The organism is Paraferrimonas sp. SM1919 (assembly GCF_010993985.1).
Classification (GTDB): Bacteria; Pseudomonadota; Gammaproteobacteria; order Enterobacterales; family Shewanellaceae; genus SM1919.
This window is the reverse complement of record NZ_WINH01000006.1, coordinates 39726-66453: the sequence shown is the minus strand read 5'-3', so window position 1 is coordinate 66453 and position 26728 is coordinate 39726. Positions and strand designations below refer to the sequence as shown.

The window sequence follows — 26728 nt, the reverse complement described above, 5'->3', positions numbered from 1 at the left end:
AGCGTCATTTTTCTGCAATTGTTTAATTTATGTTGGTAATTAACAGGCTGTTAAGTCAATGATTTTTGATGAATAACTTGCTTAGTTTGCAGATCGAGTAAAGTCAGGTAATTACCCCAAACACAGCCAGTATCTAAGGCGATATAATCTGGATTATCGGTTCTGCCCATTAGTGCAGCCCAGTGCCCAAATATAATGGTTTGTTGTGTTTTTTGTTGGGGATGGACAAACCATGGCATTAAGCCCGCCACGGTTTGATTATATGGTGAGTGTTTGTACTCGAAGTCTAAGCCGCCGTTAATGTCTACAAATCGCATGCGGGTGAGTGCATTGATCGTATACCTCAGGCTCTGTTGTGGCGAGAGATCGGCACAGTAATACTTAGGTTGTTTACTGTACATGTTGCTCAGCAGCTGCAAGTAATCACTGCTTTGCAATTGTTGTTCAACCCTTTGTGCATGAGTCTTTGCGTTCGCAAGGTCCCAAGCTGGTGGAATGCCAGCGTGGGTCATAACAATATTGTGCTTTTGTGAGTGGCGCAACAAGGGTTGCTGCCTTAACCATTGCAGATAGATTGGTAGACGAGAATCATTGAGCAGTTTATTGAGCTTATCTTTGGGGTTTGCTTTTTTAAGGCCATGGGCAACAGCTAAAAGATGAAGATCATGATTACCTAAAACGACTTTAGCAGAGCCTTCCAATTGATATAAGAACGCCAACGTTTTCAACGAATCTGGACCGCGAGCAACTAAGTCACCCACGCACCAAAGCTCATCTCTCGAAGGATTAAAATCAACTTTGCTAAGGAGTTTTTGAAGTTCTTTATAGCAACCTTGAATATCACCAACGACATATTGCGCCATTAATGTATTACCCTTGGGGTTGCCAGTACGAAAGGGGGAATGCTAACTTTAAATTGATGACCTGAAGCGTCTGTAAACAAATAAAAGCCTTGCATCGTGGCAGTGTCACAAGAGACGATGGCACCTGATTGATAACTAAAACTTTGGTTAGCAGTTAAAGTCGGCGTTTTACCGACGACTCCCGGCCCAGACACTTGTTGTTGCTTGCCATTACTTTCTTGGATTAGCCAACTACGCTCAATGAGTTTTATATTACTAGGATTATTGTTCGTTATCGTGATGTTATAAGCAAAAACGTAACGGCCATTTTCTGGCTGACTTTGTTGTTCAATAAATTGAGTTTTAACCTCTATTTTTATGTTGTCAGCCAGAACGCGAGCCATTATTTATCCTTTGTTAAATAAAGGTTTGCTAAAGCCACATATTGCTCAACGCTGATATCTTCTGGTCGTTTAGTCGCATCAATATTCAAGCTGGCGAATTCTTCATCACTGAAGAGTTTTTTTAAGTTGTTGCGCAAGGTTTTTCTACGCATGTTAAAAGCGTTACTGACCACATGGTTTAGGGTGCCTAAATCCTGACATGGATGGGGATTAACTTTGTGTGGCACCAAACGCACAACCGCAGAATCAACTTTTGGTGGTGGCACAAATGAGCCTGGCGGGACTGCAATAACAGGAACCACTTGGCAATGATACTGGGCCATTACCGTTAATTTTCCATAAGCTTTGGTACCAGGAGAAGCCGATAATCTTAGTACCACTTCTTTTTGTAGCATGAAGTGCATTGAGTGAATATGCTCAGCATAATCAAACAAATGGAACATTAAAGGGGTCGAAATGTTATAGGGTAAGTTGCCGAAAACTTTCATTTGCTTGCCTGGTTCTACTAATGAACCAAAATCAAACTTGAGGGCATCCCCTTGGTTGATCTTTAACTTATGGCTTAGGGTTGGGTGAGACTGTAAGCGCTCGACGAGATCTTTATCCAGCTCTACCACGTTTAATGTATCTATTAATGCGGCAACGGGCTCAGTAATCGCACCAAGACCAGGTCCAATTTCGACACAAGTATAATCATTCGAAGGAGCAATAGCAGCGACGATACGACCGATAATACCTTCATCGGTCAAAAAGTTTTGACCAAAACGCTTACGAGCGGTATGGCCTAAGTGTACATTGTTACTCATTGGCTTTTTTCTGCTAATTCAATCGCGCGGTTTAGAGCGCATACAAAGCTGCCAAGGTCCGCTTCTCCAGTACCTGCCAGTTCAAGAGCAGTGCCATGGTCGACAGAAGTACGAATGTAGGGCAGACCTAGGGTAATATTGACCGAATTACCAAAACCTTGCGATTTTAATACTGGTAGTCCTTGGTCGTGATACATGGCTAACACCACGTCTGCTTCCTGCAAATATTTGGGTTGAAAAATGGTATCAGCTGGTAATGGCCCAACAAGATCAAGCCCCTGTTCCCTTAGCTCATTAAGTGCTGGAGTGATCACTTGAATTTCTTCAGTGCCTAAATGACCATCTTCACCTGCATGGGGGTTTAATCCACACACATAGATTTTAGGTTTGTCGATACCAAATTTTTCTACTAGTTCACTGTGAAGTATACCAATAATTTTATGTAATCGTTCACGAGTGATAGCTTTTGAGATGTAGGCCAAAGGAATATGGGTCGTTACCAGTGCAACTTGCATGATATCGTTAGCCAGTAGCATCACCACATCATTGCAACCGGCTTGATGGGCAAAGAATTCAGTATGACCACTAAATGAAATTCCGGCTTTATTGATGATGCCTTTATGAACTGGACCTGTGACCACAGCGTCGAAGTCACCAACCATATTTTTCTCACCTGCAAAGGTAAGCGTTTCCACTACGTAAGCACTATTGCGATCATCTAATTGGCCACAAATAGATTCCACACTCAGTGCAAATGGAGCAATAGTTAAGGTGCAGGCTTCTTGAGGCTGTGGCGGCTGTGTGGGTTGGTAGGGTCTCAATTGTAAAGGCAATCCTAACTTTTTAGCTCGTTGAGCTAACAGTTTTGGATCGGCACAAACGACCAGCTCAACTGGCCATGCCTGTTGAGCTAGTTTTACAGTAAGGTCTGGACCAATACCAGCGGGTTCCCCAGGGGTAATCGCAATCCTAAATGTCACAATATCTCCTAGCCGCGTCTTTTTAACGGGCTGATTTCTTCGACGTATGCTTCGCTGCGTATTTCACTGAGCCAGCTTTGTAGTTCATCATTAAATTTACGTCGATAAATAAGTTGATAAGCTCTATCGGTATTAAATTTGTCTGTAGCGTCACTGGTACGGCGATCAATAATTTGTACGATATGCCAACCATGACTGGAACGGAACGGTTTAGAAATACCGTTAATTTCTAATTGGGCCATAGCATCTTTAAAGGCTGGCACATATATGTTGGGATCAGCCCAACCGAGTTCCCCACCTTTTAAAGCGCTACCAGGATCTTCAGAGTATTTTTTTGCAAGCTCTTCAAATTTGGCTTCACCGTTATTTATCTGAACCAAAAAGCCCTCTAGCATTTGCTTGGCTCTGTCTTCAGAAAGAATTGGAGAAGGTTTGAGTAAGATATGGCGAGCATTTGACTCACTAATCTCTTGAATTTCTTGTCCCTTTATATCAAAGATAGTGATGATGTGAAAGCCTGCAGCACTTTTGATAGGACCGATAATATCGCCTTTTTTGGCGGTATTAGCAACTTCTGCGAATAAGGTCGGCATTTCATTGGCATTCATATAACCCCAATCACCTCCTTCGAGGGCTTTAGGGCCTGAAGACGCGGCTATCGCCGTGCGACGGAAGTCTCCTCCATCCTTTAGTACTTCTAAGGTTTTTTCTGCTCGTTTCTTGGAAGCTTCTAATTCTTCGCTGGAAGAGTTTGAACTCGCTTCAATTAGGATATGACCAATATGAAAAGCGGTATTTTGCATGCCTTGCTCTTTGATCAATTCAACCAAAGAATTCATTTCTTGAGGAGTGATCTGAATACGACGGCGGACATTAATGCGTTGAACTTCACCAATGGTAATTTCTTCACGCACCTTCTCACGATAAGAGGCATAATTCATACCACTTGCTTCAATTTGCTCTCGCATTTGATTAAGTGTTAATCCTTGCTCACGGGCAATATTCTCGATAGCTTGATCAAGTTGCAAGTCACCAATTTGTAAGCCCATTCTTTCTGCCATTTGCAATTGCAATTGCGTCAATACTAGACGTTCGGTGACCTGCACATTCAAGGCATTATCAGAAGGTAATTGTTGCTTATTAGCCTGTGCTGAACGCTTGATTTCAGCAACCATATTGTCGATATCGCTTTGTAAAATGACTCCGTTATCTACTTGTACGGCAATACGATCTAACACAGGAGCGGCATATAAGTTGCCACTAATCAGTGTTGCTGCGAGTAATAAATGTTTAAACGGCTTCATCCAATAAATCCTATTTGATACGTTTTCTATGTGCATTATCAGTTTATGACTCAATATTTTGCCTATAGTTCAGCAAGCACTATAGAGGTTTAATTTTTTAAATACAAAGGTCGACGATAATTAAATAAGCCTTCATTAAGCATATCGTCTATGCTGTTGCGATTGCTACCGCCTAAGCCTTTAATACTAAAGCTTAATGATACTCCTTCTTCAAACAAATCTCTTTGCTCAATTGGGGGTAAATTTTGGTCAGCATAATTGGTTTTAATGTGGCGGTGGTATGCTAAGCGAATAGACCAGCAACAGGTCTCATACTGAAAGCCGGTATAAGTTTCGACGCTGCGGCGCTCATTCAAGTCGTAATAAAAATTACCGACAAAATTCACTTTATCATTTATTGGCCAAACGGTTCTGAGACCCGCTTGGGCAATATCAGCCTCTTTAGCTAAATCAGGAACATAACGATAAGACATTTGCATAAGCTTATCGGTACCTGGACGGTAGTCTAATGTCACCTCAGAGCGCTTTGTGGATTCATTATCAGTATCATATTGCATCGCTGAGCTGAACACCCAGTCTTTAGTTAAGTGCAGATCAACTTCAGCAGCGAGTGCCGAACGGCCTGTTTGGCTCGTTACATTCTTAAACAGATTGTTTGTATTTTGATCTAAATAAAAGATCTGACCAAGGCTAAAACGACTCTTCTCAATATTAGCGCTATCGAAAAAGCGTGATGTTAAGCCTAAAGTGAATTGATTAGCCGCGGCAATTCTATCTAACCCAGAAAAGCTGCGATCTCTGAATAAACCGTCAAAATCTTGATAGAGCAAAGAGGTGTCATAAATACCAATATTTGATTGATCAACATCATCAACAAAAAGGTACTGTATTTGTGGCTCTAGGGTTTGCCTGAAGTTCGCACCAAACAAGTTTGAATCTCTCTCAAGATTGAGTTTTCCATGAACTTTAACTTGTGGAATAAAACGGTCAACAGACCGAGTCAGATCAGTTAATCCAGTATCAGGATTTACCCCCGCGCTTTGGTTATAGAAAGTTTGCATTAGTTTTACTTCACTAAGTAACGATCCTTGGGGGCTGTGCAGAGGCAAAGTTAAACTTGGCTCTAGATGCAGCCGAGTCGCAGAGTTATACAGTTTGTTTTGATGACTAAACTGGGTCAACTCACTATTAAATTTGAAATCTATTAATGAATAGAAATTATCTTGGCGATAATTAAAGTTAAGTTGAGGTAATACCTGATAGGGAGATTCTGTTACTCCTAGCACCTTAATGTCTTGTACTTTCGCAGAGAAATTCCAGTTTTCCTGGAAATAATCTACCTCACCAACACGATAGAGTTGATTGGAGGTTGAGCGATTTACATCTGATCGTAAGTCATTGAAATAATTGTTATCAGAAATGTCAGTATAGTTAGCGTGAATACGCCAATTATCATTTATTTTGCCAGCATGTTGCCAATGGTACAGGTATCTCTCTGGTTTACCCAACAGCTTCTGATCAGCATCTAAATATTCTATGTTAAATTGCCCTAACTGAGCCTCACCAGCTAAGTACCTAAATTCAGTCTTTAAATGTAAGCCCCTATTGGACATATAGTGTGGGGTGATAGTGGCATCATATTGGGGGGAAATATTCCAGTAATAAGGTAAGCCTAATTCCACCCCCTTGGTAGTACTGGTACCAAATTTAGGAAACAGAAAACCAGATTTACGTTTATTAGAAATCGGTACAGTCATATAAGGCATGTAGAAAATTGGGACACCATAGAGTTCTAATTTAGCGCCTTTAATTGCCCCCCACTGTTCTTTAGAATCTAATTTAATTTCTCTTGCTTTTAAAATCCAGGCCAAGTCATTATCAGGACAAGTGGTAAAATCAGCTTGGTTGAGAATAAGATCATTATTCTCATTGAGCTCCAATTGTTCAGCTGAACCATGTAATTGTTGACCATTAATCCAGTACTTAGCTTCAGACAGATTAGCTTGCTTATTCTGTAAGCTTGCCCTTAGATCTTCAGCGGTAATGGTAAACATATGGTCTTGGAATACCAAAGATCCGTTTGCTTTGAGTTCTTGGTTGAGGTGATCAATTTGAGCTTGGTCTGCTGAGATTTGTCTAAGACCTTGGTTAATTTTAACCTTACCTTTAAATTGGGCGAGCCGATCTGCAATTGCAGCGCTTTTATCAGAGCTTATTTTTATCTGCTGCTCATCAGCGAGATTTGCATCATAGCTAATGGTTGCAACAGGTGGGAGAATTTGGCACTGATTGGTTTCAGCAGCAAACGAAGACAGGCTGCTAAGGAAAAGTAAACCAGTAAAAAGAGTTGTGCGGTTATGCATTAGAGTAATTATTTGTCCATAAATCTGGTGGCTTTACTGCTAAGAGTCGCCTTAAAATAATAGATTAATGTTAATCAGTTATTTTAGCAGTTAATATAGATATCCTAAAAGGATCCTTTTTGCCTTAGTTAAGATATGATAAAACAATTTTTAAGTTTCGACCATTAAAGGATTTTTATTTTGGATCCTAGAATTGATGCGCTGGCTACTTGGTTAGCCAGCTTTATAGGAAAAAAGCCACAGCTTGAAGTAGTGAGTGGTGATGCAAGTTTCAGACGATATTTTCGCTTTTCCCATGATAACTGCAGTTATATAGCTGTTGATGCTCCTGTGGATACGGAAGATAGCCGTTTGTTCTGCGCTCTAGCAAATGCCTATCAACAGCAACAGATCAATGCTTCTGAGGTTATAAAGGCCGATTTTGAATTGGGTTTTATGTGGCAGAAAGATTTAGGTGATCAATTGCTGTTTAATTACTTAACGCCAGAGTCCATGCCCCATTGGTATCGTAAAGCTCTGAATATATTGCCTAAAATTAATAGGATTTGTGTAACGGAGCTGGGTTCTCTGGACAGTTACAATCACCAATTGCTCGATGCTGAATTAGAAATATTTAATGAGTGGCTGTTACAGCGGACCTTAGCGTTTGAGTTTACTGAACAATCTTTAGCGGCATGGCAGCAGCTTAAAGATATTTTAATTAGCTCTGCATTAGCTCAACCTCAAGTGGGTATTCACCGAGATTTTCATAGTCGCAATTTGATGGTCAACAATGATGAGCTAGCTGTTATTGATTTCCAAGGTGCTCTGATAGGGCCAATAACTTATGATTTGGTATCCTTACTCAAAGATTGCTATATCAATTGCCCACAACAAGTGCGTGCCAAGTTATTATCTGATTTCTATCAGCAATTAGATTTGCAGGGAGTGGAATATAGCCAATTTGAACGTTGGTTTGACCTAATGGGAGCCCAAAGGCATCTAAAAGCTGCTGGAATTTTCTGTAGGCTTAATTTGAGAGATGGAAAATCAGGTTATTTAAAAGATGTTGAGGCTACCCTTAATTATCTTGTCGAGATTGCCGATAAGTATCGGTTACCATTTATAACAGAAGTGCTAGAGAGTCAGGTGTTACCGAGTTGGAGAGATCAATGCGGGCAATGATTTTAGCCGCTGGCAGGGGCCAAAGATTAAGGCCAATAACTGATTCAATACCTAAGCCCTTAGTTGAGGTGCAGGGACAACCATTAATTGTGCATCATATTGAAAAGTTGGTTAAACAAGGGATCACAGACATCGTTATCAATCATGCTTGGTTAGGCGAAAAAATTGAGCAAGTTTTGGGTGATGGAAGTCAATTTGGTGCGACTGTGCATTACAGTCCTGAGTCCGAGGCCCTAGAAACAGGAGGGGGAATTAAAAATGCTCTGCCTTTATTAGGAGATGAGCCTTTTATTGTTGTCAACGGTGATGTTTTTTGTGACTGGAACTTTGATGATTTACCGCCATTGCAAGTGGGGCAGTTGGCTCACCTTTTTTGTATTGATAATCCTGAATTCAACCCAGAAGGTGACTTAAGCCAGAATGATGGCTTTCTGTGTTCTGTGGGTGAAAAGCTGACTTTTAGTGGTATTGGTATTTATCATCCAAGTCTATTTGATGGCAGTCCCCAAGGGGCTTTTAGGCTACCAAGCTTGTGGTGGCCGCATGTTGATAAGCAATTGATTAAGGTTTCAAAGCTAGAGCATTATTGGTGTGATGTGGGTACGCTAGAACGGTTACAACAGGTCAATAAAAGAGAGCGAAATCATGGCAATTAAAGGCAAGCTCTGGGGAGCTTTAATTGGGTTTGCTTTGGGCCGAATTTTCGGCGCTCTTATCGGGTTAGTCATTGGGCATTGGTACGATTTGCAGAGGCATCAACCCGCATTGCAAAAGCAGAATGCTTTTCTTTACGCCACTTTTTCAGTTTTAGGGCATATCGCTAAAGCAAGTGGTGTCGTCACTCGTTCGGATATTAATCTCGCGGTGGCTTTAATGGATAAATTAGAGCTTAATACCGAAGCAAGGCGGTCTGCACAACAGGCTTTTACAGATGGCAAGGCTGCGGATTTTGAACTGGCAAAAGTGATAAAGACATTACGTAACAATACCATTGGTAGACGTGATGTCAGGCAGATGTTTGTTGAAGTACAAGTTCAAATGGCGTTAAATGATGGTAAGCTTGATGCTTCTGAAGTGACCATTCTTTATAAAATTGGCCAGTACCTTAGCTTCAGTCAGAGTGAAATAGATAATTTATTAGAACAAACCAAAGCCCATTATCGAAGTCATCAAGGTGGTGGCAGCAAGATGACTCAATCTGATGCCAGAAAGATTTTAGGGGTCAGCACCGACGCCGATGCCAAAACCATAAAAAGAGCTTATCGAAAAGCCATGGCTAAACATCATCCAGATAAATTAGTGGCTAAAGGTTTACCTCAAGAAGCAATAAATCTAGCCAAAGAAAAGGCACAAGATATTCAATTGGCTTACGATTGCCTTAAATAAAGTAATTACAGGGAAGTTATGAAAAAACGATTAATAACAATAATGTTGCTCAGTCTCGGCTTTAATTGTTGGTCGCAGGTGTTTATTGAAGGGTATTCTGGATACTCATTTGCTAGTCACTTAAGGGTGGCCGAAGCAACAACCGCTACAGATAGCTTTGGTAAGCTCATTTTTGATAAATCAGAATTAAGCTTTAAATCAGGCAATAGTTTTGGGGGGAAGATCGGTTGGTATACACAAGACCCTGGTTCTGTATACCTTCTGTTTGACACTCGTAAAAGTGATATTGAGGTGACAGGAGAAGCTACTGCTCCACTTGAATTACAAATGGATCATTATCATTTAGGTGGTACCGCCTATTACCCAAGTGGTAACTTTTATCCTTATGTCAGTGCCAGTATTGGTGCCAGTCGGTTAACTTTATCAGAAGGCTACGGCAGCGAAACTCAGCCCTCGCTGTCTATAGGCGTCGGCTCAGAATACAGAATCGGTGAACATTTAAGATTAAATTTAGGCTTAGTTGGCTATGCTGTGTTACTTGAAAATGAAGAATTAATTTTCTGTGACCCGGAGATTCAATGTTCTTGGCAAGTCGATGGCAAGGCAATCTTTCAAGGCCAAGCCAATTTTGGTATTTCTGTGGGCTTTTAATTGGCAAAAGGAAACAGTCAAATTTATGACTGTTTCTTATTAATCTAGGCTTATTCTGTCTCTTCCATAGTAAATTCTTGGCTGCCACAGGACGAACACTCCAGCAGCCTAAATCCTATTTTTACAGCAATTCCTTGACCAAAATTATGCGCCACTTCGGGGGTGATTGAAAGCAGCTGGTGTTGAAACTGCACTATGGCATCGGCGGGATTACCTTCAAGATCTGCTACTTCAATGCGGCCATTGGCAAAAATTAACGCTTTGAGTGTATGATCATTAGAAAATATATGTTTGTCATCATAGCTGCAGCGATTGTGTTGTTGGCAAGAGTAGCAAATTAACGATCCTAAAAAGTCGTTGTCGCCAATGTTGATGTTCTCATCATTCATGATTATTTCCTTGTAAGTACTCTATACATTGATTATGGCGCTCTTCTTTTAGTACTCTGTAGTGTGCAATATTCTCTCGCTTAGGCAATTTTTTGATTCTAGGACAGTCTGCTATATAGGGGATGTGCTTAGGATCGGTTAAGTCCAGTTGCCAGCCATTAATAATAACTAGCTCAGCTATTGCTATTTTTATGCCGTAGGTATGACTCCATGGCATACCAGCTGTAATATCAGTTTGAGTTAAGCCAAAGAGGTGCCATTTATCGGTAGTTCCAAGGTACCTTGAATCCGTTTTTAAATGTCGCGGTTGGGCTTGGTAAAAAGCTTCAATAGCGGTTTCAAAAAGATCCAGACTTCTAGTGCCCGAGGCAAAGCCCGATGAAGTCATTAGCAAGCCTATAGTCAAGAATGTGGTTCGCAGCATCACTTTTCCTTGGTGGTTTTTTCTTCAGGATCGTGCTAATCCTGCTAAGATTATTATTCAAAAGACCTTACCAGTCTTTAAGATATACCTGTACTTAAACTAGCAAGGAATGCATATGCCTATCAAATATTTGTCATCATTGTTGGTGATTGTTCTCGTTGCGCTATTTTCATCTGCAGCTGTAGCCAAGTCTTCGGTTTGGAAAGTCAGTAAAGGGGGCAAATATTTTTATGTTGGCGGTACTATCCACCTACTCAAGGAAAGTGACTACCCATTACCGAGTGAATTTGATAAAGCCTATAAAGACTCAGATAAGCTCATATTCGAAACGGATATCGCCGCATCAGAAACCCCTGCAGCTCAGCAAAAGCTGATGATGGCGATGATGTCTAAAACCGGGCAGACTCTGCAGCAATCGTTAGGTGGTGAAACCTACCAAAAGTTGCAGGCTTTTTTAGCCTCGAGGCAATTACCCATTGAAAACTTTGCAGCTTTACAGCCGTGGGCGGTTGGCTTAGTGGTAACAGTAACTGAATATCAACGCTTTGGCATGATGCCGCAGTTTGGTGTTGATAAACATTACAGTGACAAAGCGATGGCAGATGGTAAGCCAATAGGGCAATTGGAAACCTTTGACCAGCAGGTGTCCTTTTTAGAATCCATGGGGGAAATTGAACCCAATTTATTCATTAATTACACCATGGAAGATTTAACGACTTTGCCAGAACTGATTAAATTTATGAAAACCGCTTGGCGCAGTGGCGATATTGAAGCTTTCACTGGCCATGAAATGATGACTAAGATGGAGCAAGATTTCCCATTGCTTCAAAAAGTATTGATTGTTGATCGTAATAATAATTGGATGAAACAGTTGGTCACTCTTAACAACAACGATATTACTGAGTTTGTGGTGGTGGGTACGCTACACCTTAACGGCGAGCATGGTGTGCTTAATCAACTTATACAGGCAGGCTTTAAGGTTAGCCAGCTGTAGTTTAAAAGTTATCTTAAATGATAAAGGGAGCCACCGCTCCCTTTATCATTTCTATTGTTTCAGTTAGTTATGACTCACCATTACTACCCTTAACGCATCTAATTGCAGTTTAGCACCGTCAATTAAGCTGTCTAATTGGGTAATTTGTTTAGCGATGTGATCCAGTTCCGATTGACGAATATTAGGGTTCACCTGTTTCAGTGCAGTTAAACGCTGTAATTCATCGTTGAGGCTTTGATGCATATTATCTTTGGCAGTGCTGATCAACAATTGCATTTGTTTCTCCGCGGCCGCTTCAGCTTGCGCCAGCATCGGGTGGATGAGTACTTGAGCAGCATTGACAAGTTTACTTGCCATATGACGATTTACGGAACTTAGCTGATTATCAAAACTTTGATAATCAATATTAGCCGCAATGTCATTGCCGTTTTTATCGAGTAATACCCGTATTGGTGTCGCTGGTAAGTATCTAAACAACTGTGTTGATTTAGGAGCTGAGGCGTCTGCAACAAACATCGCTTCTAAGAATATGGTCCCAGCAGGCAACGCTTTGTTTTTTAATAACGCTACTGATGTTGATCCAGACTCACTGGTAAGAATCAAATCAAGTCCTGCCAGAACAATGGGGTGCTCGGGGGTGATTAAGGCGATATCATCCCTTGAAAGTGCCAGTTCACGGTCAAAAGTGACAGTGATCCCATCCTCAGGTAGCCCAGAGTAAGTTGGGAACAGCATATGCTCAGTAGGGATCAACACAATGGCATTTTCACCTTTGTCCTGTTGCTCGACACCGATAATGTCCCACATCTTAATTACCGCAGCAATGAAGTTAACATCACCATCGAGTTTGGATAAACGCTCAGTTAGGGCTTGTGCTTTAGCGCCACCATGAGAGTTCAATTCTAATAATTTATCTCGACCATTTTGCATAATCTTAGTGAGCTGCTGTTGGCGTGCAGCCGTTTCGCTGATTAAGCTGTCAATGCCACTCTGATCTTGCAAGCACAGTTGCTCAAGCAGTCTCTGCGAAAATTCATTATAGATAATATGACCACTTGGGCTGGTTTGGCAGAAACTGTTTAAGCCTTGATGATACCAATCCATTAAGGTTTGTTGGGCGGTATCAGCAAAGAATGGTGCGTGAATATTGACATTGTTTTGTTGGCCAATGCGGTCTAAACGACCAATCCGTTGTTCTAATAAATCTGGGTTAAGTGGCAAATCAAACAGTACTAATTGACTGGCAAATTGGAAATTACGCCCTTCAGAACCAATTTCGCTACAGATCAGGGCCTGAGCACCAGCATCTTCTTGGGCGAAATATGCGCCTGCGCGGTCACGTTCAATAATTGACATGCCCTCATGGAATACCGTGGTAGCGATCCCTTCGCGGGTGCGTAATGCTTCTTCTAAGGCTAACGCAGTTTCAGCTTTGGCGGCGATTATGAGCACTTTTTCACGTTTATGTGCTTTTAAAAAGTCAATTAACCAATCCACCCTGGGGTCGAATCGCCACCAACTAGAGCTATCTCCTTCGAAGTCCTGATAAACCTTTTCCGGAGTTAACGCTTGCATCGCTTTAATTTCAGCACTTTGCTGACCAGCCATCATCGCTGCGACTTTTTGGGCTGTCTTATATTCATTGGGCAAAGCCAACGGGTGAGGGTTAAAAAGGCGTTTAGGGAAACCGGCAACCGAAGCACGCGAGTTTCTGAAAAGCACTCGACCGGTGCCATGGCGATCAAGCAATTGCTGCAGAAGTGATTGTTGCGCACTAATCACTGCTTGTTGATCATCGCTATTAAGTTGGTCAATAGTGACTTGTGCATCAGCACCTAATAATTGCTTAAGGTTATCGGCTTGTTTACCCGCGACCGTTGCGAGTTCTATGGCACTGGCGGCATTGGCAACTTTCTGGTAATCCTGTTCTTCTGCCAAGAAATCTTGGTAGTTATAAAAACGATCAGGATCTAATAACCGTAAACGAGCAAAGTGGCTTTCATGGCCAAGTTGATCAGGGGTCGCAGTCAGTAATAGCACCCCAGGAATTTCAGCGGCTAATGCCTCAACCACTTGATAGCCACGGCTTGGCTTCTCAGGATGCCACTCAAGGTGATGGGCTTCATCGACAACTAATAAATCCCAATCGGCATCAAGGGCTTGTTCAAGGCGTTTCTTCTTGCGAAGCAAATCCATAGAGCAAATGACTAATTGCTCAGTATCAAATGGATTATCTGCATCTGCAAAGGCTTCTATGCAGCGTTCTTCATCAAAAATAGAAAAATGCAGATTAAAACGGCGAAGCATCTCAACTAGCCATTGATGTCTTAATGAGTCAGGTAACACAATTAACACTCGTTCAGCGCGGCCAGTTAATAATTGTTGATGGATGATCATGCCGGCTTCAATGGTTTTACCCAAGCCTACTTCATCTGCTAACAAAACTCGCGGAGCATGTCTTTTACCCACTTCATGTGCAATCCATAATTGGTGTGGAATTAAACCAACTCGAGCCCCTTGCAAACCCAATACATCCGAGGTGTCAGTATTAAATTTTAATTGGCGTGCCTGATAGCGCATGCTGAAGCGATCGATACGATCAATTTGACCTGCGAATAGTCTATCTTGGGGTTTATTAAAGCGAATATTATGGTGTAGTAGTGTTTCCCTGAGTTCGATTATTTCATCGGTATCACTACGTTTACCTTTGTAGGTAAGGAGAAAATTGTCATCTTCGGTCACTTCACTGACTTCTATGTGCCAGTTTTCTGGCCCTTGCACAGTATCACCTGGATTAAATCTCACTCGGGTTAGTGGTGCCTGTTCATGGGCAAAAATTCTTGATTCACCAGTGGCAGGGAAAAGTATGGTGATCATTCGTCCTTCAATTTGGACGACGGTACCTAATCCTAAATCTGATTCCGTATCGCTGATCCAGCGCTGTCCTAGGGCAAATAACATGAAAATCTCGCTTTGTGGCTGTTCTTGGGAAGAAAAAGGCGCGTATAGTAACCCAAGCGCTACTTTGATTCTATGTCACATTGAACACATATCAAGCGTCTAATTCGAACGGTTCTGTCATCGGTTAAAAGAATTTGATTATTTAACTGCTAATTATAATTAAGGTGGCATTGATTATAGACATTGGTACTCACTGAGGGAGATTTTTTTCTTAAGAAACTTAGCCGCTTTGGTGTACCAATTCTGACCTTGGGTATACAATTATGTATGCAACCCTTTAATTCCTAAATGATAACTTTTAATGGCGCACTCTGATAAATCTCTGCTGCAAAAATTGCCGATTATTAAAAAGTACAACTTCGCAGTGTTCTACACCTATATAGGTGTGCTTGTGCTTGCGCTTATTGGTGCTGCAATAATCTTTAGTAATCAAAAGTCTAACCTGATAGAAAAACGTCAACTTCAGGTGGAACAGCATGTGGTTCAAGTGGACATGCTGTTAGAAAGTAGTATCCGCTCTTTAAAATCTTTACATACCCTAGCTAAAGATTATGTTAGACGTGGTGAACTTATTAGAGTCAATCAGCTCAGCCAATATATTAGACAGTATCCAGATTACTTTTTAATGGAAATTGTTGATCCGGTGACAGGGGAGAGATTTGAAAATATGGGTAAGCTCACTGGTTTAGGCCAGTGGCAGCAAATAGACCCAAACCTCTATCAAGAATTAGATATGTTGTTCGAATTGTCTTTATCTTTCCCAATTGCAAAAGAAACGGCACCTAAAGCAGAAGAAATTTATTACATATCTAAAAATAAACTGCTATCTACTTTTCCTTGGGAGCAGTCAACTCCATACTTTATGGAAGAGCAATTAACTCAAGATAGCTTCGTACTGGCCACGCCCCAGCAAAACCCACAAAGAAGTATCTACTGGACAAAGAGTTATATTGATAGCAAACAAAAAGGATTAAAAACTACCGTCGGTATTCCACTTTACAAAAATGATGAATTTATTGGGGCGATTAATATCAATATCGCATTAGAAGCACTATCTAGGCAGATAAGACAGTATTTTTCAGTACCTGGGAAGGTGATGCTGGTTGATCAGTTTGGCAATGTTTTGACCCATAGCGATGATAATGAAAATGCTATGGGCCTGATACAACATCTAAGCATGAGACTGCCTCCTCAGCTTCATGGCGTAAGCCAAGATGAACTATTGAGCGGCGAAATGGGAACCGTCTTTAACGGCCTATTGGTTTATTCAGTAGCCCTTGAAAATGCCCCTTGGCGAGTATTGTATTATCAAGATATTGACTCCTTATACATTGAATTATTTGAAACTTGGAAATGGAGCTTTGCGGTTGTTGGTTTAACGCTAGCCTTGTTGATTTCCATTGTGCATTGGATTTCCCGACGCGTATTCATCACTCCAGCAACCCAATTATTAAGTTATCTTGAAGCAATCGCTCAAAGACCACGACCGCTCCCGAACAATATTGAACCTGGGTGGAAACCATGGTTTCGACTGATTGAAAAGATCTTTGGAGAAAATCGGCGTTATACCGAAAGCCTGACGGAGCAAAATAAACGTCTAGATCGGTTAGTAGAAGAGCGAACGTTAAGTTTAAAAGAGACGACAGAATCTAGAGAAAGAGATTACGCATTAATGCGCTCGATAGTTGACTCTATTCCGGAAGCCATTGCATTTAAAGACATTGAAGGGCGGTTCTTAGGTTGTAATCATGCAGCCGAAAAATTACTCGGTTTCGCTCAAAATGAATTAGTGGGTATGTTGGAAGCTGAACTATCAACAGATGACAATCTGACTAGTGTCATTGAGTATGAGCAACAAGTAATGGAGCAGCAAACTCAAGTACGTTACCTGGAAGAGGTCTTGCTTGATGGTAAGTTACATCTGTTTGATACTTTAAAACTGCCTTTTTATCATAGAGATGGGCAATTGCTTGGGCTTATTTCAATTTGGCGAGATGTCACTAAAGAGCATGAGTCGGCAGAAAGGCTTCGTAATTCTGAGCAACGTTACCATTTAGCGATGGATGCTGTTGAAGATGGCTTATGGGACTGGTATTTAGATTCTGAACAGTTAATTTGCAATGTCGCATTCTATTCAATGCTAGGATACCAAGTGGATGACTTTCCACCACTTATTGATAATATCCATAAATTAATTCATAAGGATGATTTAGCCAACTTCGATGCCTATAACCAACACTTTTGGCAAGACCCAACCAAAGCTTATGAGATTGAATTTCGTTTAAAAGCTAAAAATGGTGATTATTTATGGATTTTGTCCCGAGGGCGAGTGGTAGAGTTCGATGCTGATAAGCCAATTCGCATGCTGGGTACCCACAAGGATATTACTAAACAGAAACAAAATGAAGTTGCTCTGATTGAAGCTAAGCAAGAGGCCGAGATGGCAAACCGATATAAGTCGGAATTCCTTGCTAATATGAGTCACGAAATTAGAACACCGATGAATGCTATTATCGGTATGTTGCAACTTGCCCAAAGAACCGAATTGACCAGTCAGCAAGCAGATTATCTTAAGAAGGCCGATTTCTCTGCACAAAATTTATTAGGGATTATTAATGATATTCTTGATTTTTCTAAAATTGAGGCAGGCAAGTTAGAACTCGAAACGATAGAGTTTGATCTTGAAGAGGTACTCGAGCAAGCCATTTCTGTTAATGCTCTCGCAGCACAAAAAAAAGGTAATGAGTTACTTTTATTTGCTCCTATTTCCCATAATTTAAAGTTAATTGGCGATCCATTAAGATTGTCGCAGGTGCTTATTAACTTATTATCTAATGCCGTAAAGTTCACCGAAAAAGGCGAAGTAGAGCTGGGTTGTGAGGAAGTAAACCAAGTTGATGGCCGCTTAGGGATTAAGTTTTGGATACGAGATACGGGCATCGGCATTGATGAGACTAAGCAGCAACAATTGTTTGAAGCTTTTGCTCAAGCTGATGGATCGACTACCAGAGAATATGGTGGAACTGGTTTGGGATTGTCTATATCAAGACAGCTGGTGCAATTAATGGGAGGGGATATCAGCCTTGAGAGTCAACTTCATGAAGGCTCTACTTTCAGCTTTGAATTGGTATTTGATCTGGCTAAGGTTGATCATCGGTCGAAACTTGAATTACCAGCAGGTTATCAAAATGCCAGTGTATTAGTTATTGATGACAACCCTACCTCAACAGAAATTTATTCTACCATGCTCAAGCAAATGGGGATGAAAGTAGACAGTTGTACATCACCTACACAAGGTCTGGCTAAGTTAATTACACAAGATTATGATTTATTACTAATTGATTGGATGATGCCAGAATTAGACGGTATTTCTTTGGTACAAAAGTTACAACAAAAGAAATCAAAATTACCCAAGATCTTATTAATGACTGCTCACAGTGCTCAGCCACTTTCAGAGAAAATTGCCGGCACAGCAATTGATTCAGTGTTACAAAAACCATTTAAAGCGAGTGAACTTTTGATTCACTTACAAACTCATCAGACACTAAAAACTGACTCTGCGACAGAAACAAAATTGCCCCCCAGTAATGATATAACTAAGACTATTTTGCTGGTTGAAGACAATATAATTAATCAGCAAGTGGCTAAAGAGTTATTGTTAAGTGCGGGCTATGTCGTTGATGTTGTGGACGATGGGCAGCAAGCCTTGGAACGTTTACAGAGCCAGCCCTACGACCTAGTACTTATGGATATCCAAATGCCCGTGATGGATGGTTTGACAGCTGCCAAAGCCATCCGAAATATGCCTCAGTACCAGGATTTGCCTATTATTGCTATGACCGCCCATGCCATGAGTGGTGATAGGGAAAAAAGCTTGCGGGCAGGCATGAACGACCATATAACCAAGCCCATAGATTTGGTTGCTCTTTTACAGATGCTAAAAAAGTGGAGCTTATGAGTCAGGCCTAACTCTTAGGAAAGTGGCAAATTTAGGCTTACCATTATTATAAAAACCATTATATTTAAAGGTAATTGTGGCCCCTATAGCAGGGGGCTGCTGGCGTTGTTTGAGGCTAAAACCGCTGCCAATTTTGAATCTGGTTTTATTGGCTGTCTCGACCAATAAAGCCCCCATCAAACCTTCATATTTACCTTTACCGGCAATGTGAGCAATGACAATAGCTTCGGTATCTTGCCATAGCTTAACCTTAATCAAATCATTGGTTCTTTTTCCATGATAATGACTGAGTTTCCTTTTCAGCATTAATCCCTCGGCACCAAGGGCAACCAATGCGGATAACTGCTGTTGCAACTGGTTATGATCTTGTATTGGCCATTGTTCCACTAAGAAAATGTATGGATTGCTATGAGAGTGCATCAATTGTTGTAAAAATTGATATCTTTCAATAAACGTTCCAGGATGTGCAGGTGCGTCGAACACCATAAAGCGGATTTGCTGCCAATCTTTGTGGTTATTTTTACTGCGGACGATGGCCGAAGTCTGTTCAAATTGCCCGCGGCCTATCCACAGTTCACCATCTAATGGGGTATTAGGAAAGCCACTAGTAAACCATTTGGGAGCAAAGATCGGATTCCCTTGGCGACTAAAGAATTGTTGACCATCCCAATACCCTCGAACGCCATCGTACTTTTCGCTTACTAAGTAATCACTTAGGTTTAACTGGGAATAATCGGCATTCGCTAATTGTAGTTGGCGAGGCTCGGCATGCGCAACAGTGCTAATGATAAATAATAGGCAAAGAATGTACTTCATCACTCATCCTTGAGGTTAAATCAACGGCAACAATTACCTTAATTATGGCAGGGTTCACAGTTTTGGCTAATTAATCATCACATTTGGTTTCGATAATGAGTCAATACGATAATTTTGATACACTCTAACTGTTTGGTTTTATGAAAGAGAATGTGATGCAAGAGCAGTATTTAATGCGCTTTGGCGGTATAGCCCGGCTTTATGGGCAGCAAGCACTGGCAAAGTTCCACGATTCCCATGTTACTGTTGTTGGAATAGGCGGGGTGGGCACCTGGGTGGCGGAATCCTTGGCGCGAAGTGGTATTGGCCAAATTACTTTAATTGATCTAGATGATATTTGCGTGACGAATACGAATCGGCAGATCCATGCATTGAAAGACACCATTGGTCATTCTAAGGTTGAAGAAATGGCGGCACGTATTGAAGCCATTAATCCTGATTGTATTGTGAACCAGATCGAAGATTTTGTTGCTGCAGAAAATTTATCTGAACTAATACACTCGGCGATGGACTATGTAGTTGATTGTATTGATTCCGTGGCAGCTAAAGCTGCGCTTATTGCATATTGCAAAAGAAATAAGATTAAGATTGTCAGTGTCGGGGGCGCTGGTGGGCAACTCGATCCACGCTTAATACAAGTGACAGACCTTGCCAAAACGATTGAAGATCCGCTGATGTCAAAGGTGAGAAATATCCTCAGACGTGATCACGGTTTTAGTAAGAACCCTAAGCGTAAATTTGCCGTTGAGTGTGTATTCTCAACTGAAAAACTTAAATATCCTCAACCTGATGGTAGCGCTTGTGCTGTGAAAAGTACTTCTGAGGGGATGAAATCTATGGATTGTTCTAATGGTTTCGGAGCGGTGACGCATGTAACCGGAGCTTTTGCTTTTTTTGCTACTTCTAGAGTGTTAATGAAGTTAGCTGAAAGATAGACTATTCTATTTATATTAGAGAGTTAGATAGACTTTTAATAGGAGCTTAATATGAAATTATCAAAAATTATATTATTGATAAGTACCCTTGCGATGGCGGGATTTGCGAGCGCAGAAAACAAGCAGGAAGCCCCTACTTACACCAATGGTGCCGTGACTATGGTCTGGCAAAACCCAGATGACTACCGTGATGTTCGTGCTGCTTCTGAATTGCAAAGTCGCTATCAAGAAAGAGCCTTTAGGGTTATTTCTAAGGAATTTTCTAAACAAGTTGAAAAAATTCTGAGCGCGGGACAAACCTTAGAGATTACTGTTTCTGATTTAGATCTTGCTGGTGACGTGAAGCCTACTTTTGGTGAATTTGGCTCTGACAACATTCGAATCGTCGAGTCCTTGTATCCGCCTGCAATTAAATTTGATTTTAAGCTTCTTGAAAATGGCAAGGTGATTGCCTCAGGTAAAGAAGAGTTGAGAGATTTAGGTTTTGACCATAGGATCCGTCGCGCTGGTTCTGGGCAAAATAAGTTTTACTTCGAAACTCGTATGTTGATGGCCTGGGCAAACAATACCTTTAAAGCAAACTAAATTTAAAAACACAGTACAGCTACTTTGAGTTCTGTGAATTATTAAAAGGGTTGCTACAAATGCAACCCTTTTTGGTATTTGTGTGACTATTACTAGCCCTTTAAAGACTCTTTAAATTGCTGTAGGGTCTGAAGCAGTAATCCTAGTTTGGTAACTAGATGCTGCAGTTGATCTGGGCTTGGAACTCCTTTAGATAACTTTTCGTAATCCGCACTAAGTTCTTCGACATAAGGTTTAAATCGATTGGATTGAGTCGTGAAACCAACATTTTTATCAAAAATATTATTGAATTTTGCTTTACCACTTTGGCTAAGCTGCTCCAGCGCTTGGTCGGCATCTAAGGCCTGCCGATAAGCTGTTTGAAGATTAGTTTTAATGTGGCTGAAAATAGAAGCAAATGACATGATTTGACTCTTTATAAATAAAAATAAGTGTAACAGAATCCAGAAGACAATCGCTATTTTTAGTCATGGACTCCAGCGTTACTGGAGCCGTCACCGCTTTATGTCTGTAGATAGTATGAGTCAATATTGTGACACAATAGGGCAGAAGTAGAAAATTTTTAATCATCATTTATTATTTTTTAAGTCTTGGATGAAACTAGACGCTTAAAAAACTGGTACAATGAGTTAATGTTTTGATGTTTTTTTGGATTTTATGAGCGCAATTATTGAGTTGGCGGCGATGCCATCACTGTTATCTTTATATCGTAAAGTATTTTTTCATAAGAAGCCTGGTTGGGACGGACAATTATTGCCAGAAACTTGCGTTCATCTTCCTAACCATAAACTGAACTTAAAGACGGTTGCTGCATATAACAAAGCATGTGGTTTTGAGAATCAAACCAATCTAGCGGTAAGTTATTTATATACTCAAGTTTTTCGTTTACATGTACTGCTCTTTACCCATGAAAGTGTTACTTTTCCGGCTCTTGGTTTGATTCATTTAAAAAACAGTATCAGCCAATATAAATCTATACCAATGAATAGTAGCTTCGATCTTAGGTGTCAGTTTGCTAACAGCAATGAAACCGATAAAGGGTTAGAGTTCGATTTAGAGTCAAAAGCTTATGTTGATGGTGAGCTGGTGTGGAGTGCAACATCAACCTACCTATATCGTGTACCAGGCAAAGTGGGTAAGCGAAGCCGCCCTGCGCGAGGTTCTGATATGGATTGGAGTGAAGCTAAGTTGTGGCAATTACCACAAAAAAGCGGTATCGAATACGCTATGGCTTCTGGTGACTTTAATGTGATTCATTTACATCCAGTGTTAGCTAAGCCGTTTGGTTTTGATCGAGTACTGGCACATGGTATGTGGTCGAAGGCTAAGTGTATAGCGGCACTGCCATCTGAACTGACCCAGGGTGCTTGTCAGGTCGACGTAGAATTTAAACTGCCACTGCTATTACCTAATGATGTGAGTTTTCACTATGTGCCAACAGATGATGGTTGTCGATTCGAATTACGAGATCCAAGAGGGCGTAGACCGCACTTAGTCGGTACTGTCAAGCCACTTTAATATAGTCAACAGCCCCAAATTTTGGGGCTGTTTTTTATTATAGTTCTAAAAACTTTTTCTCAGCTTTTTTAACATAATCCATGATATCGTGATAGCTTCTTTCGAGTTTATTAAAGTTTTCATTAGAGGGCTGTTGTTTAACAAACTCAAGTCGTTGGTGGAAGTCGTTAGCTTTATCATAGAAGTGCTCTAATATCCCACCTGGACGAGTAAATTCATTGGTTTGTGGGTGCGAAGCCACAAGAGAGCCAAATACTGTGTGGTCGACATCAGGGATGTTATGGTTCTCTTGTTGATGAGCTTGCAAATAAAGACTGCTGTATTCTAATAATGAGCTGGTTACGAAGTAACGAGTGGCACATCCAAGTAAGATTTCACCAGAATTAGCAGAAAAACCGATTAATTGCCTTGAGTCTTCAATTAATTCTTGGGCAATATTTGAAGTGTGATGTGTTTGCATCACTGTATCATTAATCGCGGCCTCGGTGACATGGGCGCTAGAGGTAATTTTGTTGACTAAAGTGGAGATTTCAGTGGCGGCTTGATTAGCTCGGTGAGCTAATGCTCTAACTTCATCGGCGACTACCGCAAACCCTCTACCATGAGTGCCTGCTCTGGCGGCTTCAATTGAGGCATTTAATGCTAATAGATTGGTTTGTTCAGATATTTGATGAATATGACTAACAAATTGGCCTATTTCAGTTGTTAATTCATTAAGCTGTGCAAAACTTTGCTGGTTACTTTTAGAAATCTTCTGCATATTAAGCAGAGATTGATTCATTTTTTGAAGTTTCTGTTCGGTATTGGGAAAGTCGCTATTGCGCTTTTCTATGGCATCTGTCTGCTGTATTAATTGGTGATTGTTTTGATGGAATGAATGGGTATACTGCTGTAAAGATTGACCATGTTCATTAAGAGTTGCGGCCAACATTTGTTGCTGTTGTAATTGTTGTTTAAGCTCACTGACCTGTTGCTGTAATTCTGAAATACTAAGTTGGTTGCTTTGTAATTGTGTGTTTTGTTGTTGAAGGCGCGCATTTTCTTGTTTTAGGTTTTCGTTATTGAGTCTAAGCTGCGTTAACTCTGTTTTGTTTATAATTTTAAACATGCTGTTCTCTTGCTTTAGTTACACACTTATAACAATAAGTTTTTGGTTTCATAAAGGCAATATTAGATAACCTCATTTTATTTAACTAAGGTATTAATTTTTATATATGAAATGCCCCCAATGCGCCAAGTTAGTTAGATTGGCAAAACTTGAAGAGTATCAGGTAGATGGTGCTCAAAGATACATGAAGTGCACTCATTGTGGCGCATGGCTGAAAAATTCAAAAATTGCATTGCTAGGTAAAGGTGCTGCGTTTTATCTCGCGGTGATCATGCTCGCTTGCGGTTATTGGCAATGGCTTGAGGCAAGTATAAGCTACCCCATTGCCATCATTGCGACTATTCTGATGTTTGTATTGCATCTAATGGATCAGCTTGCTGTAGTAGACGAGCCCCCTAAAAAATAGCGGTTTTACTTGGATGGCCAGCCTCTTCTTTGGCAAGAGTTGGCACCAGATAACCAGCAACCTTTGCCCGTAATTGCTGGATCAATTCTATCCCTACTTGCTGTTCTACATTGAAGTGAGCAGCGCCTTTTACTTTATCTAATAGATGCAAATAGTATGGCAGCACCCCAGTTTGATAGAGCTTTTCTGATAACTCAGTCAATACCTCAACATTATCATTAATCGACTTTAGCAATACACTTTGGTTAAGTAGGGTAATCGTTGAACGATGATAAGGTATTAGCCTATTTTTCAGTTCATCCCCAATCTCATTAGGGTGATTAATATGTAATACTATGCTTGCCTGTAAACGCGATTTATCCAGCATATCCTTTAACCTAAGGGTTAGCCGTTGCGGAATGCAAACGGGTAACCGAGTGTGGATACGAATTTTATTGATGTGTTTTATGGGCTCTAATTGAGCTAATAATTTTTCAATATGCTCATCTTTTGCCATTAAAGGGTCACCACCTGAGAGGATAACTTCGTTGATTTGGTTATTTTGTTTAAGATAAGTGATTGCTTGCTCAAGGTTATCTCTATTGGGCTGATTATCTTGATAAGGAAAATGCCTTCTAAAGCAATAACGACAATTAATGGCACAGCCGCCCCTAAGCATCAATAACACTCGATTACCATATTTATGCAAAAGCCCCGGGCTGGCGCTATCATGCTCCTGTAATGGGTCTAAACTAAAGCCAGCAACTTCTGTAAATTCATCTGCTAGAGGGAGCACTTGCTGCAACAGTGGATCATTAATGTTGCCTTTCTCCATCAAGGCGATGAAAGGCCTTGGTACCCGAACGGCAAATAGCTTCTTTGCTGGTAAGTGTTGTTGGTAATTTTGAGGGTTAATATCCAGTAGTTTTAATAACTTTTCTGGGCATGTAACCACTTGGGCTAACTCTTTTTGCCAATCTGAGTGTAAATTTTCGCTAATTCGGGTTATCATTTTAGAGTAGTTTCATAACGTAATTTAGAGATAAGAGAAAATGGCTTCTGTTAGTACAAATGAATTTAAGGCTGGTCTGAAAGTAATGATCGACGGTGAGCCTTGCAACATCCTCGAAAATGAATATGTCAAACCGGGTAAAGGCCAAGCATTTAACCGTGTTAAGATCCGTAAGCTTATTTCAGGTAAAGTACTAGAAAAAACTTTTAAATCTGGTGACAGCCTAGAGCGCGCTGATGTCATGGATACCGAACTTGCCTATCTATACAACGATGGTGAATTTTGGCACTTTATGGACAACAACACTTTCGAGCAAGTGGCCGCCGATTCTAAAGCCATTGGCGACATGGATAAGTGGCTTGTTGAACAAGATGTTTGTACTATCACCACTTGGAATGATAACCCAATTTCAGTGACCCCACCAAACTTTGTTGAATTAGAAGTGACTGAAACCGATCCAGGTCTAAAAGGTGATACCCAGGGTACTGGTGGCAAGCCAGCAACATTAGCTACTGGAGCTGTTGTGCGTGTGCCACTATTTATTGCTATCGGTGAAGTGGTTAAAGTGGATACGCGTACTGGTGAGTACGTAGAACGTGTGCGTAAGTAATTTAAATTAGGTTCTTGGTACATTACTAAGCGGAGCCAATAGGGCTCCGTTTTTTTATCTAACAGGATTAACTCGCTATGAATTGGCAACCCAGTGTTGATATTAAAACTTTACATGCACGCAGTGAAATAATTCAAAAAATTAGGCAATTTTTTTTGAGCAAAGGGGTCCTTGAAGTAGATACTCCCGCCTTCTCCCAACACTCAATAACCGATTTGCACCTCCATCCATTTACAAGTCAGATGGTTGCTCCAGGTTACCCTCATGGTAAGACATTATATTTGCAGACATCACCAGAATTTCACATGAAACGGCTATTGGCAGCGGGTTCTGGTCCGATTTATCAAATCTGTAAAGCGTTTCGCAATGAAGAAAATGGTCGTTTCCATAATCCTGAGTTCACTATGCTGGAATGGTATAGACCAGGATTTAATGATAAGCAGTTAATGGCGGAAATGGCTGAGTTACTGCAGTTGGTTTTAGGTTGTGATAGGGTGGACAGTCTGAGTTATCAACAGGCCTTTATTGAGCATTTGCAACTGGATCCTTTAGAGGCAACATTGGCGCAGTTAAAGCAGCTCTCAAGTTCTCTAGGTTTTGCCGATATCGCGGCAATTGAGGAGGATAAGGATACGTTATTGCAATTATTATTTAGTCAATGCATTGAACCCCAAATAGCCCAAATCAGACCCTGCTTTATTTATGATTTTCCAGCGTCACAAGCTGCGTTAGCTAAAATTGACCGTTTGGACGATAGGGTGGCAAAACGCTTTGAGGTTTATTTTAAGGGAGTCGAACTGGCTAATGGCTTTGACGAATTGACAGATGCTAAGGAGCAATTGGCGAGGTTTGAGAACGATAATATAAAACGACAACAGGCTGGTTTAACTCAGTTACCTATTGACCAATATTTAATTGCCGCTTTAGCAGATGGGTTTCCCGATTGTGCGGGTGTCGCTTTAGGGGTGGATAGGTTATTGATGCTAGCACTGAATAAACACCATATTAGTGAGGTAATCAGTTTCAATATCGAGCGTGCATAAGTTTAATTTATAACATGCTTTTAATTTTGTGGGTGAGCTCAATAAAATTTCGCAAAATGCAGCGCTTTTGTGTATGATCTGCCCGTTTTT

At 40.8% G+C, this 26728-nt stretch carries 25 protein-coding genes; 12 read left to right on the top strand and 13 right to left on the bottom strand.

Annotated features, from left to right (window positions below; translation table 11 throughout):
- Nucleotides 1–50: 50 nt before the first annotated feature.
- The 6 genes from GFB48_RS05130 to lptD all read right to left on the bottom strand — a co-directional run bounded on the left by GFB48_RS05130 (nt 51) and on the right by lptD (nt 6699).
- Nucleotides 51–863: a symmetrical bis(5'-nucleosyl)-tetraphosphatase gene (locus tag GFB48_RS05130; protein ID WP_163932126.1), complete on the bottom strand. Its 813-nt coding sequence runs from the start codon at nt 861–863 to the stop codon at nt 51–53.
- Nucleotides 863–1246, bottom strand: a complete 384-nt coding sequence (gene apaG / locus GFB48_RS05125; protein WP_163932121.1) for a Co2+/Mg2+ efflux protein ApaG — start codon at nt 1244–1246, stop codon at nt 863–865. Before apaG ends, GFB48_RS05130 begins: the two co-directional genes overlap by 1 nt.
- The gene (rsmA, locus tag GFB48_RS05120; protein WP_163932119.1) at nt 1246–2052 is read right to left on the bottom strand and encodes a 16S rRNA (adenine(1518)-N(6)/adenine(1519)-N(6))-dimethyltransferase RsmA; all 807 of its coding nucleotides are present in this window, start codon (nt 2050–2052) and stop codon (nt 1246–1248) included. Before rsmA ends, apaG begins: the two co-directional genes overlap by 1 nt.
- On the bottom strand, nt 2049–3035 hold the full coding sequence (gene pdxA, locus GFB48_RS05115; protein WP_163932388.1) for a 4-hydroxythreonine-4-phosphate dehydrogenase PdxA: 987 nt from the start codon (nt 3033–3035) through the stop codon (nt 2049–2051). Before pdxA ends, rsmA begins: the two co-directional genes overlap by 4 nt.
- A 5-nt stretch (nt 3036–3040) precedes the next feature.
- Nucleotides 3041–4336, bottom strand: coding sequence for a peptidylprolyl isomerase SurA (gene surA / locus GFB48_RS05110; protein WP_163932116.1), 1296 nt, complete (start codon nt 4334–4336; stop codon nt 3041–3043).
- 89 nt (nt 4337–4425) lie between these two features.
- Entirely contained in the window at nt 4426–6699 is a 2274-nt protein-coding gene (lptD, locus tag GFB48_RS05105; protein ID WP_163932113.1) for an LPS assembly protein LptD, read from the bottom strand.
- A gap of 180 nt (nt 6700–6879) precedes the next feature.
- Between lptD and GFB48_RS05100 the strand changes: the two genes are divergently transcribed.
- The 4 genes from GFB48_RS05100 to GFB48_RS05085 are packed head-to-tail and all read left to right on the top strand — an operon-like array spanning nt 6880 to nt 9900.
- Nucleotides 6880–7863, top strand: a complete 984-nt coding sequence (locus tag GFB48_RS05100; RefSeq protein ID WP_163932095.1) for an aminoglycoside phosphotransferase family protein — start codon at nt 6880–6882, stop codon at nt 7861–7863.
- Nucleotides 7851–8519, top strand: a complete 669-nt coding sequence (murU, locus tag GFB48_RS05095; protein WP_163932093.1) for an N-acetylmuramate alpha-1-phosphate uridylyltransferase MurU — start codon at nt 7851–7853, stop codon at nt 8517–8519. Before GFB48_RS05100 ends, murU begins: the two co-directional genes overlap by 13 nt.
- The gene (djlA, locus tag GFB48_RS05090) at nt 8509–9249 is read left to right on the top strand and encodes a co-chaperone DjlA (protein ID WP_163932089.1); all 741 of its coding nucleotides are present in this window, start codon (nt 8509–8511) and stop codon (nt 9247–9249) included. The genes murU and djlA overlap by 11 nt, the downstream gene beginning before the upstream one ends.
- A gap of 18 nt (nt 9250–9267) precedes the next feature.
- Nucleotides 9268–9900, top strand: coding sequence for an outer membrane beta-barrel protein (locus GFB48_RS05085; protein ID WP_163932086.1), 633 nt, complete (start codon nt 9268–9270; stop codon nt 9898–9900).
- Between the two features lie 50 nt (nt 9901–9950).
- Here the strand turns inward: GFB48_RS05085 and GFB48_RS05080 are convergent, their stop codons facing one another.
- Entirely contained in the window at nt 9951–10289 is a 339-nt protein-coding gene (locus tag GFB48_RS05080) for a hypothetical protein (RefSeq protein ID WP_163932082.1), read from the bottom strand.
- Nucleotides 10282–10713, bottom strand: a complete 432-nt coding sequence (locus tag GFB48_RS05075) for a hypothetical protein (protein ID WP_163932079.1) — start codon at nt 10711–10713, stop codon at nt 10282–10284. The genes GFB48_RS05080 and GFB48_RS05075 overlap by 8 nt, the downstream gene beginning before the upstream one ends.
- A 115-nt stretch (nt 10714–10828) precedes the next feature.
- Here GFB48_RS05075 and GFB48_RS05070 point away from each other — a divergent pair, with 115 nt between their 5' ends.
- Nucleotides 10829–11707: a TraB/GumN family protein gene (locus GFB48_RS05070; protein WP_163932076.1), complete on the top strand. Its 879-nt coding sequence runs from the start codon at nt 10829–10831 to the stop codon at nt 11705–11707.
- A gap of 63 nt (nt 11708–11770) precedes the next feature.
- Here GFB48_RS05070 and rapA read toward each other — a convergent pair whose 3' ends face one another.
- Nucleotides 11771–14668 (bottom strand): RNA polymerase-associated protein RapA, encoded by a 2898-nt coding sequence (rapA, locus tag GFB48_RS05065; RefSeq protein ID WP_163932074.1) that lies wholly within the window; start codon nt 14666–14668, stop codon nt 11771–11773.
- 301 nt (nt 14669–14969) lie between these two features.
- Here rapA and GFB48_RS05060 point away from each other — a divergent pair, with 301 nt between their 5' ends.
- Nucleotides 14970–18626 (top strand): response regulator, encoded by a 3657-nt coding sequence (locus GFB48_RS05060; RefSeq protein ID WP_163932071.1) that lies wholly within the window; start codon nt 14970–14972, stop codon nt 18624–18626.
- Here the strand turns inward: GFB48_RS05060 and GFB48_RS05055 are convergent.
- Complete coding sequence (locus GFB48_RS05055; RefSeq protein ID WP_163932069.1) at nt 18621–19442, bottom strand: DNA ligase; 822 nt, start codon at nt 19440–19442, stop codon at nt 18621–18623. The genes GFB48_RS05060 and GFB48_RS05055 overlap by 6 nt on opposite strands.
- A gap of 155 nt (nt 19443–19597) precedes the next feature.
- Here GFB48_RS05055 and tcdA point away from each other — a divergent pair, with 155 nt between their 5' ends.
- Together tcdA and GFB48_RS05045 are read left to right on the top strand one after the other, a co-directional pair.
- Entirely contained in the window at nt 19598–20377 is a 780-nt protein-coding gene (gene tcdA, locus GFB48_RS05050; protein ID WP_163932067.1) for a tRNA cyclic N6-threonylcarbamoyladenosine(37) synthase TcdA, read from the top strand.
- A 51-nt stretch (nt 20378–20428) separates the two neighbouring features.
- A complete protein-coding gene (locus GFB48_RS05045; protein ID WP_163932064.1) occupies nt 20429–20962 on the top strand; it encodes a DUF3016 domain-containing protein in 534 nt (177 codons plus the stop codon).
- A gap of 92 nt (nt 20963–21054) precedes the next feature.
- On the opposite strand, the gene GFB48_RS05040 is transcribed toward GFB48_RS05045, so the two are convergent.
- Nucleotides 21055–21366, bottom strand: a complete 312-nt coding sequence (locus GFB48_RS05040) for a prephenate dehydrogenase (RefSeq protein WP_163932059.1) — start codon at nt 21364–21366, stop codon at nt 21055–21057.
- Nucleotides 21367–21619: 253 nt separating this feature from the next.
- Here GFB48_RS05040 and GFB48_RS05035 point away from each other — a divergent pair, with 253 nt between their 5' ends.
- Nucleotides 21620–22480, top strand: coding sequence for a MaoC/PaaZ C-terminal domain-containing protein (locus GFB48_RS05035; protein ID WP_163932056.1), 861 nt, complete (start codon nt 21620–21622; stop codon nt 22478–22480).
- Nucleotides 22481–22517: 37 nt separating this feature from the next.
- Here the strand turns inward: GFB48_RS05035 and GFB48_RS05030 are convergent, their stop codons facing one another.
- A complete protein-coding gene (locus tag GFB48_RS05030; RefSeq protein ID WP_163932053.1) occupies nt 22518–23588 on the bottom strand; it encodes a methyl-accepting chemotaxis protein in 1071 nt (356 codons plus the stop codon).
- A gap of 106 nt (nt 23589–23694) precedes the next feature.
- Between GFB48_RS05030 and GFB48_RS05025 the strand changes: the two genes are divergently transcribed.
- Nucleotides 23695–23994 carry a hypothetical protein gene (locus tag GFB48_RS05025; RefSeq protein WP_163932050.1) on the top strand — a complete coding sequence of 100 codons (300 nt, stop codon included), beginning with the start codon at nt 23695–23697 and terminating at the stop codon, nt 23992–23994.
- Here GFB48_RS05025 and epmB read toward each other — a convergent pair.
- Nucleotides 23984–24985, bottom strand: a complete 1002-nt coding sequence (gene epmB, locus GFB48_RS05020; RefSeq protein ID WP_163932047.1) for an EF-P beta-lysylation protein EpmB — start codon at nt 24983–24985, stop codon at nt 23984–23986. The two genes, GFB48_RS05025 and epmB, sit on opposite strands and share 11 nt — an antisense overlap.
- 40 nt (nt 24986–25025) lie before the next feature.
- On the opposite strand from epmB, the gene efp reads away from it, so the two are divergent.
- Together efp and epmA are read left to right on the top strand one after the other, a co-directional pair.
- On the top strand, nt 25026–25595 hold the full coding sequence (efp, locus tag GFB48_RS05015) for an elongation factor P (protein WP_163932044.1): 570 nt from the start codon (nt 25026–25028) through the stop codon (nt 25593–25595).
- A 77-nt stretch (nt 25596–25672) separates the two neighbouring features.
- Nucleotides 25673–26638, top strand: a complete 966-nt coding sequence (gene epmA / locus GFB48_RS05010) for an elongation factor P--(R)-beta-lysine ligase (RefSeq protein ID WP_163932042.1) — start codon at nt 25673–25675, stop codon at nt 26636–26638.
- Nucleotides 26639–26728: the final 90 nt, after the last annotated feature.

Bases quoted from the DNA above. Each gene is read 5' to 3' on its own strand.
- efp (WP_163932044.1), top strand. From the start codon at position 25,026: ATGGCTTCTGTTAGTACAAATGAATTTAAGGCTGGTCTGAAAGTAATG.
- apaG (WP_163932121.1), bottom strand. From the start codon at position 1,246: ATGGCTCGCGTTCTGGCTGACAACATAAAAATAGAGGTTAAAACTCAA.
- GFB48_RS05085 (WP_163932086.1), top strand. From the start codon at position 9,268: ATGAAAAAACGATTAATAACAATAATGTTGCTCAGTCTCGGCTTTAAT.
- surA (WP_163932116.1), bottom strand. From the start codon at position 4,336: ATGAAGCCGTTTAAACATTTATTACTCGCAGCAACACTGATTAGTGGC.
- epmB (WP_163932047.1), bottom strand. From the start codon at position 24,985: ATGATAACCCGAATTAGCGAAAATTTACACTCAGATTGGCAAAAAGAG.
- lptD (WP_163932113.1), bottom strand. From the start codon at position 6,699: ATGCATAACCGCACAACTCTTTTTACTGGTTTACTTTTCCTTAGCAGC.
- murU (WP_163932093.1), top strand. From the start codon at position 7,851: ATGCGGGCAATGATTTTAGCCGCTGGCAGGGGCCAAAGATTAAGGCCA.
- tcdA (WP_163932067.1), top strand. From the start codon at position 19,598: ATGCAAGAGCAGTATTTAATGCGCTTTGGCGGTATAGCCCGGCTTTAT.
- GFB48_RS05025 (WP_163932050.1), top strand. From the start codon at position 23,695: ATGAAATGCCCCCAATGCGCCAAGTTAGTTAGATTGGCAAAACTTGAA.
- GFB48_RS05070 (WP_163932076.1), top strand. From the start codon at position 10,829: ATGCCTATCAAATATTTGTCATCATTGTTGGTGATTGTTCTCGTTGCG.
- GFB48_RS05030 (WP_163932053.1), bottom strand. From the start codon at position 23,588: ATGTTTAAAATTATAAACAAAACAGAGTTAACGCAGCTTAGACTCAAT.
- GFB48_RS05130 (WP_163932126.1), bottom strand. From the start codon at position 863: ATGGCGCAATATGTCGTTGGTGATATTCAAGGTTGCTATAAAGAACTT.
- GFB48_RS05075 (WP_163932079.1), bottom strand. From the start codon at position 10,713: ATGCTGCGAACCACATTCTTGACTATAGGCTTGCTAATGACTTCATCG.
- GFB48_RS05080 (WP_163932082.1), bottom strand. From the start codon at position 10,289: ATGAATGATGAGAACATCAACATTGGCGACAACGACTTTTTAGGATCG.
- epmA (WP_163932042.1), top strand. From the start codon at position 25,673: ATGAATTGGCAACCCAGTGTTGATATTAAAACTTTACATGCACGCAGT.
- GFB48_RS05060 (WP_163932071.1), top strand. From the start codon at position 14,970: ATGGCGCACTCTGATAAATCTCTGCTGCAAAAATTGCCGATTATTAAA.
- GFB48_RS05045 (WP_163932064.1), top strand. From the start codon at position 20,429: ATGAAATTATCAAAAATTATATTATTGATAAGTACCCTTGCGATGGCG.
- rsmA (WP_163932119.1), bottom strand. From the start codon at position 2,052: ATGAGTAACAATGTACACTTAGGCCATACCGCTCGTAAGCGTTTTGGT.
- rapA (WP_163932074.1), bottom strand. From the start codon at position 14,668: ATGTTATTTGCCCTAGGACAGCGCTGGATCAGCGATACGGAATCAGAT.
- djlA (WP_163932089.1), top strand. From the start codon at position 8,509: ATGGCAATTAAAGGCAAGCTCTGGGGAGCTTTAATTGGGTTTGCTTTG.
- GFB48_RS05035 (WP_163932056.1), top strand. From the start codon at position 21,620: ATGAGCGCAATTATTGAGTTGGCGGCGATGCCATCACTGTTATCTTTA.
- GFB48_RS05055 (WP_163932069.1), bottom strand. From the start codon at position 19,442: ATGAAGTACATTCTTTGCCTATTATTTATCATTAGCACTGTTGCGCAT.
- GFB48_RS05040 (WP_163932059.1), bottom strand. From the start codon at position 21,366: ATGTCATTTGCTTCTATTTTCAGCCACATTAAAACTAATCTTCAAACA.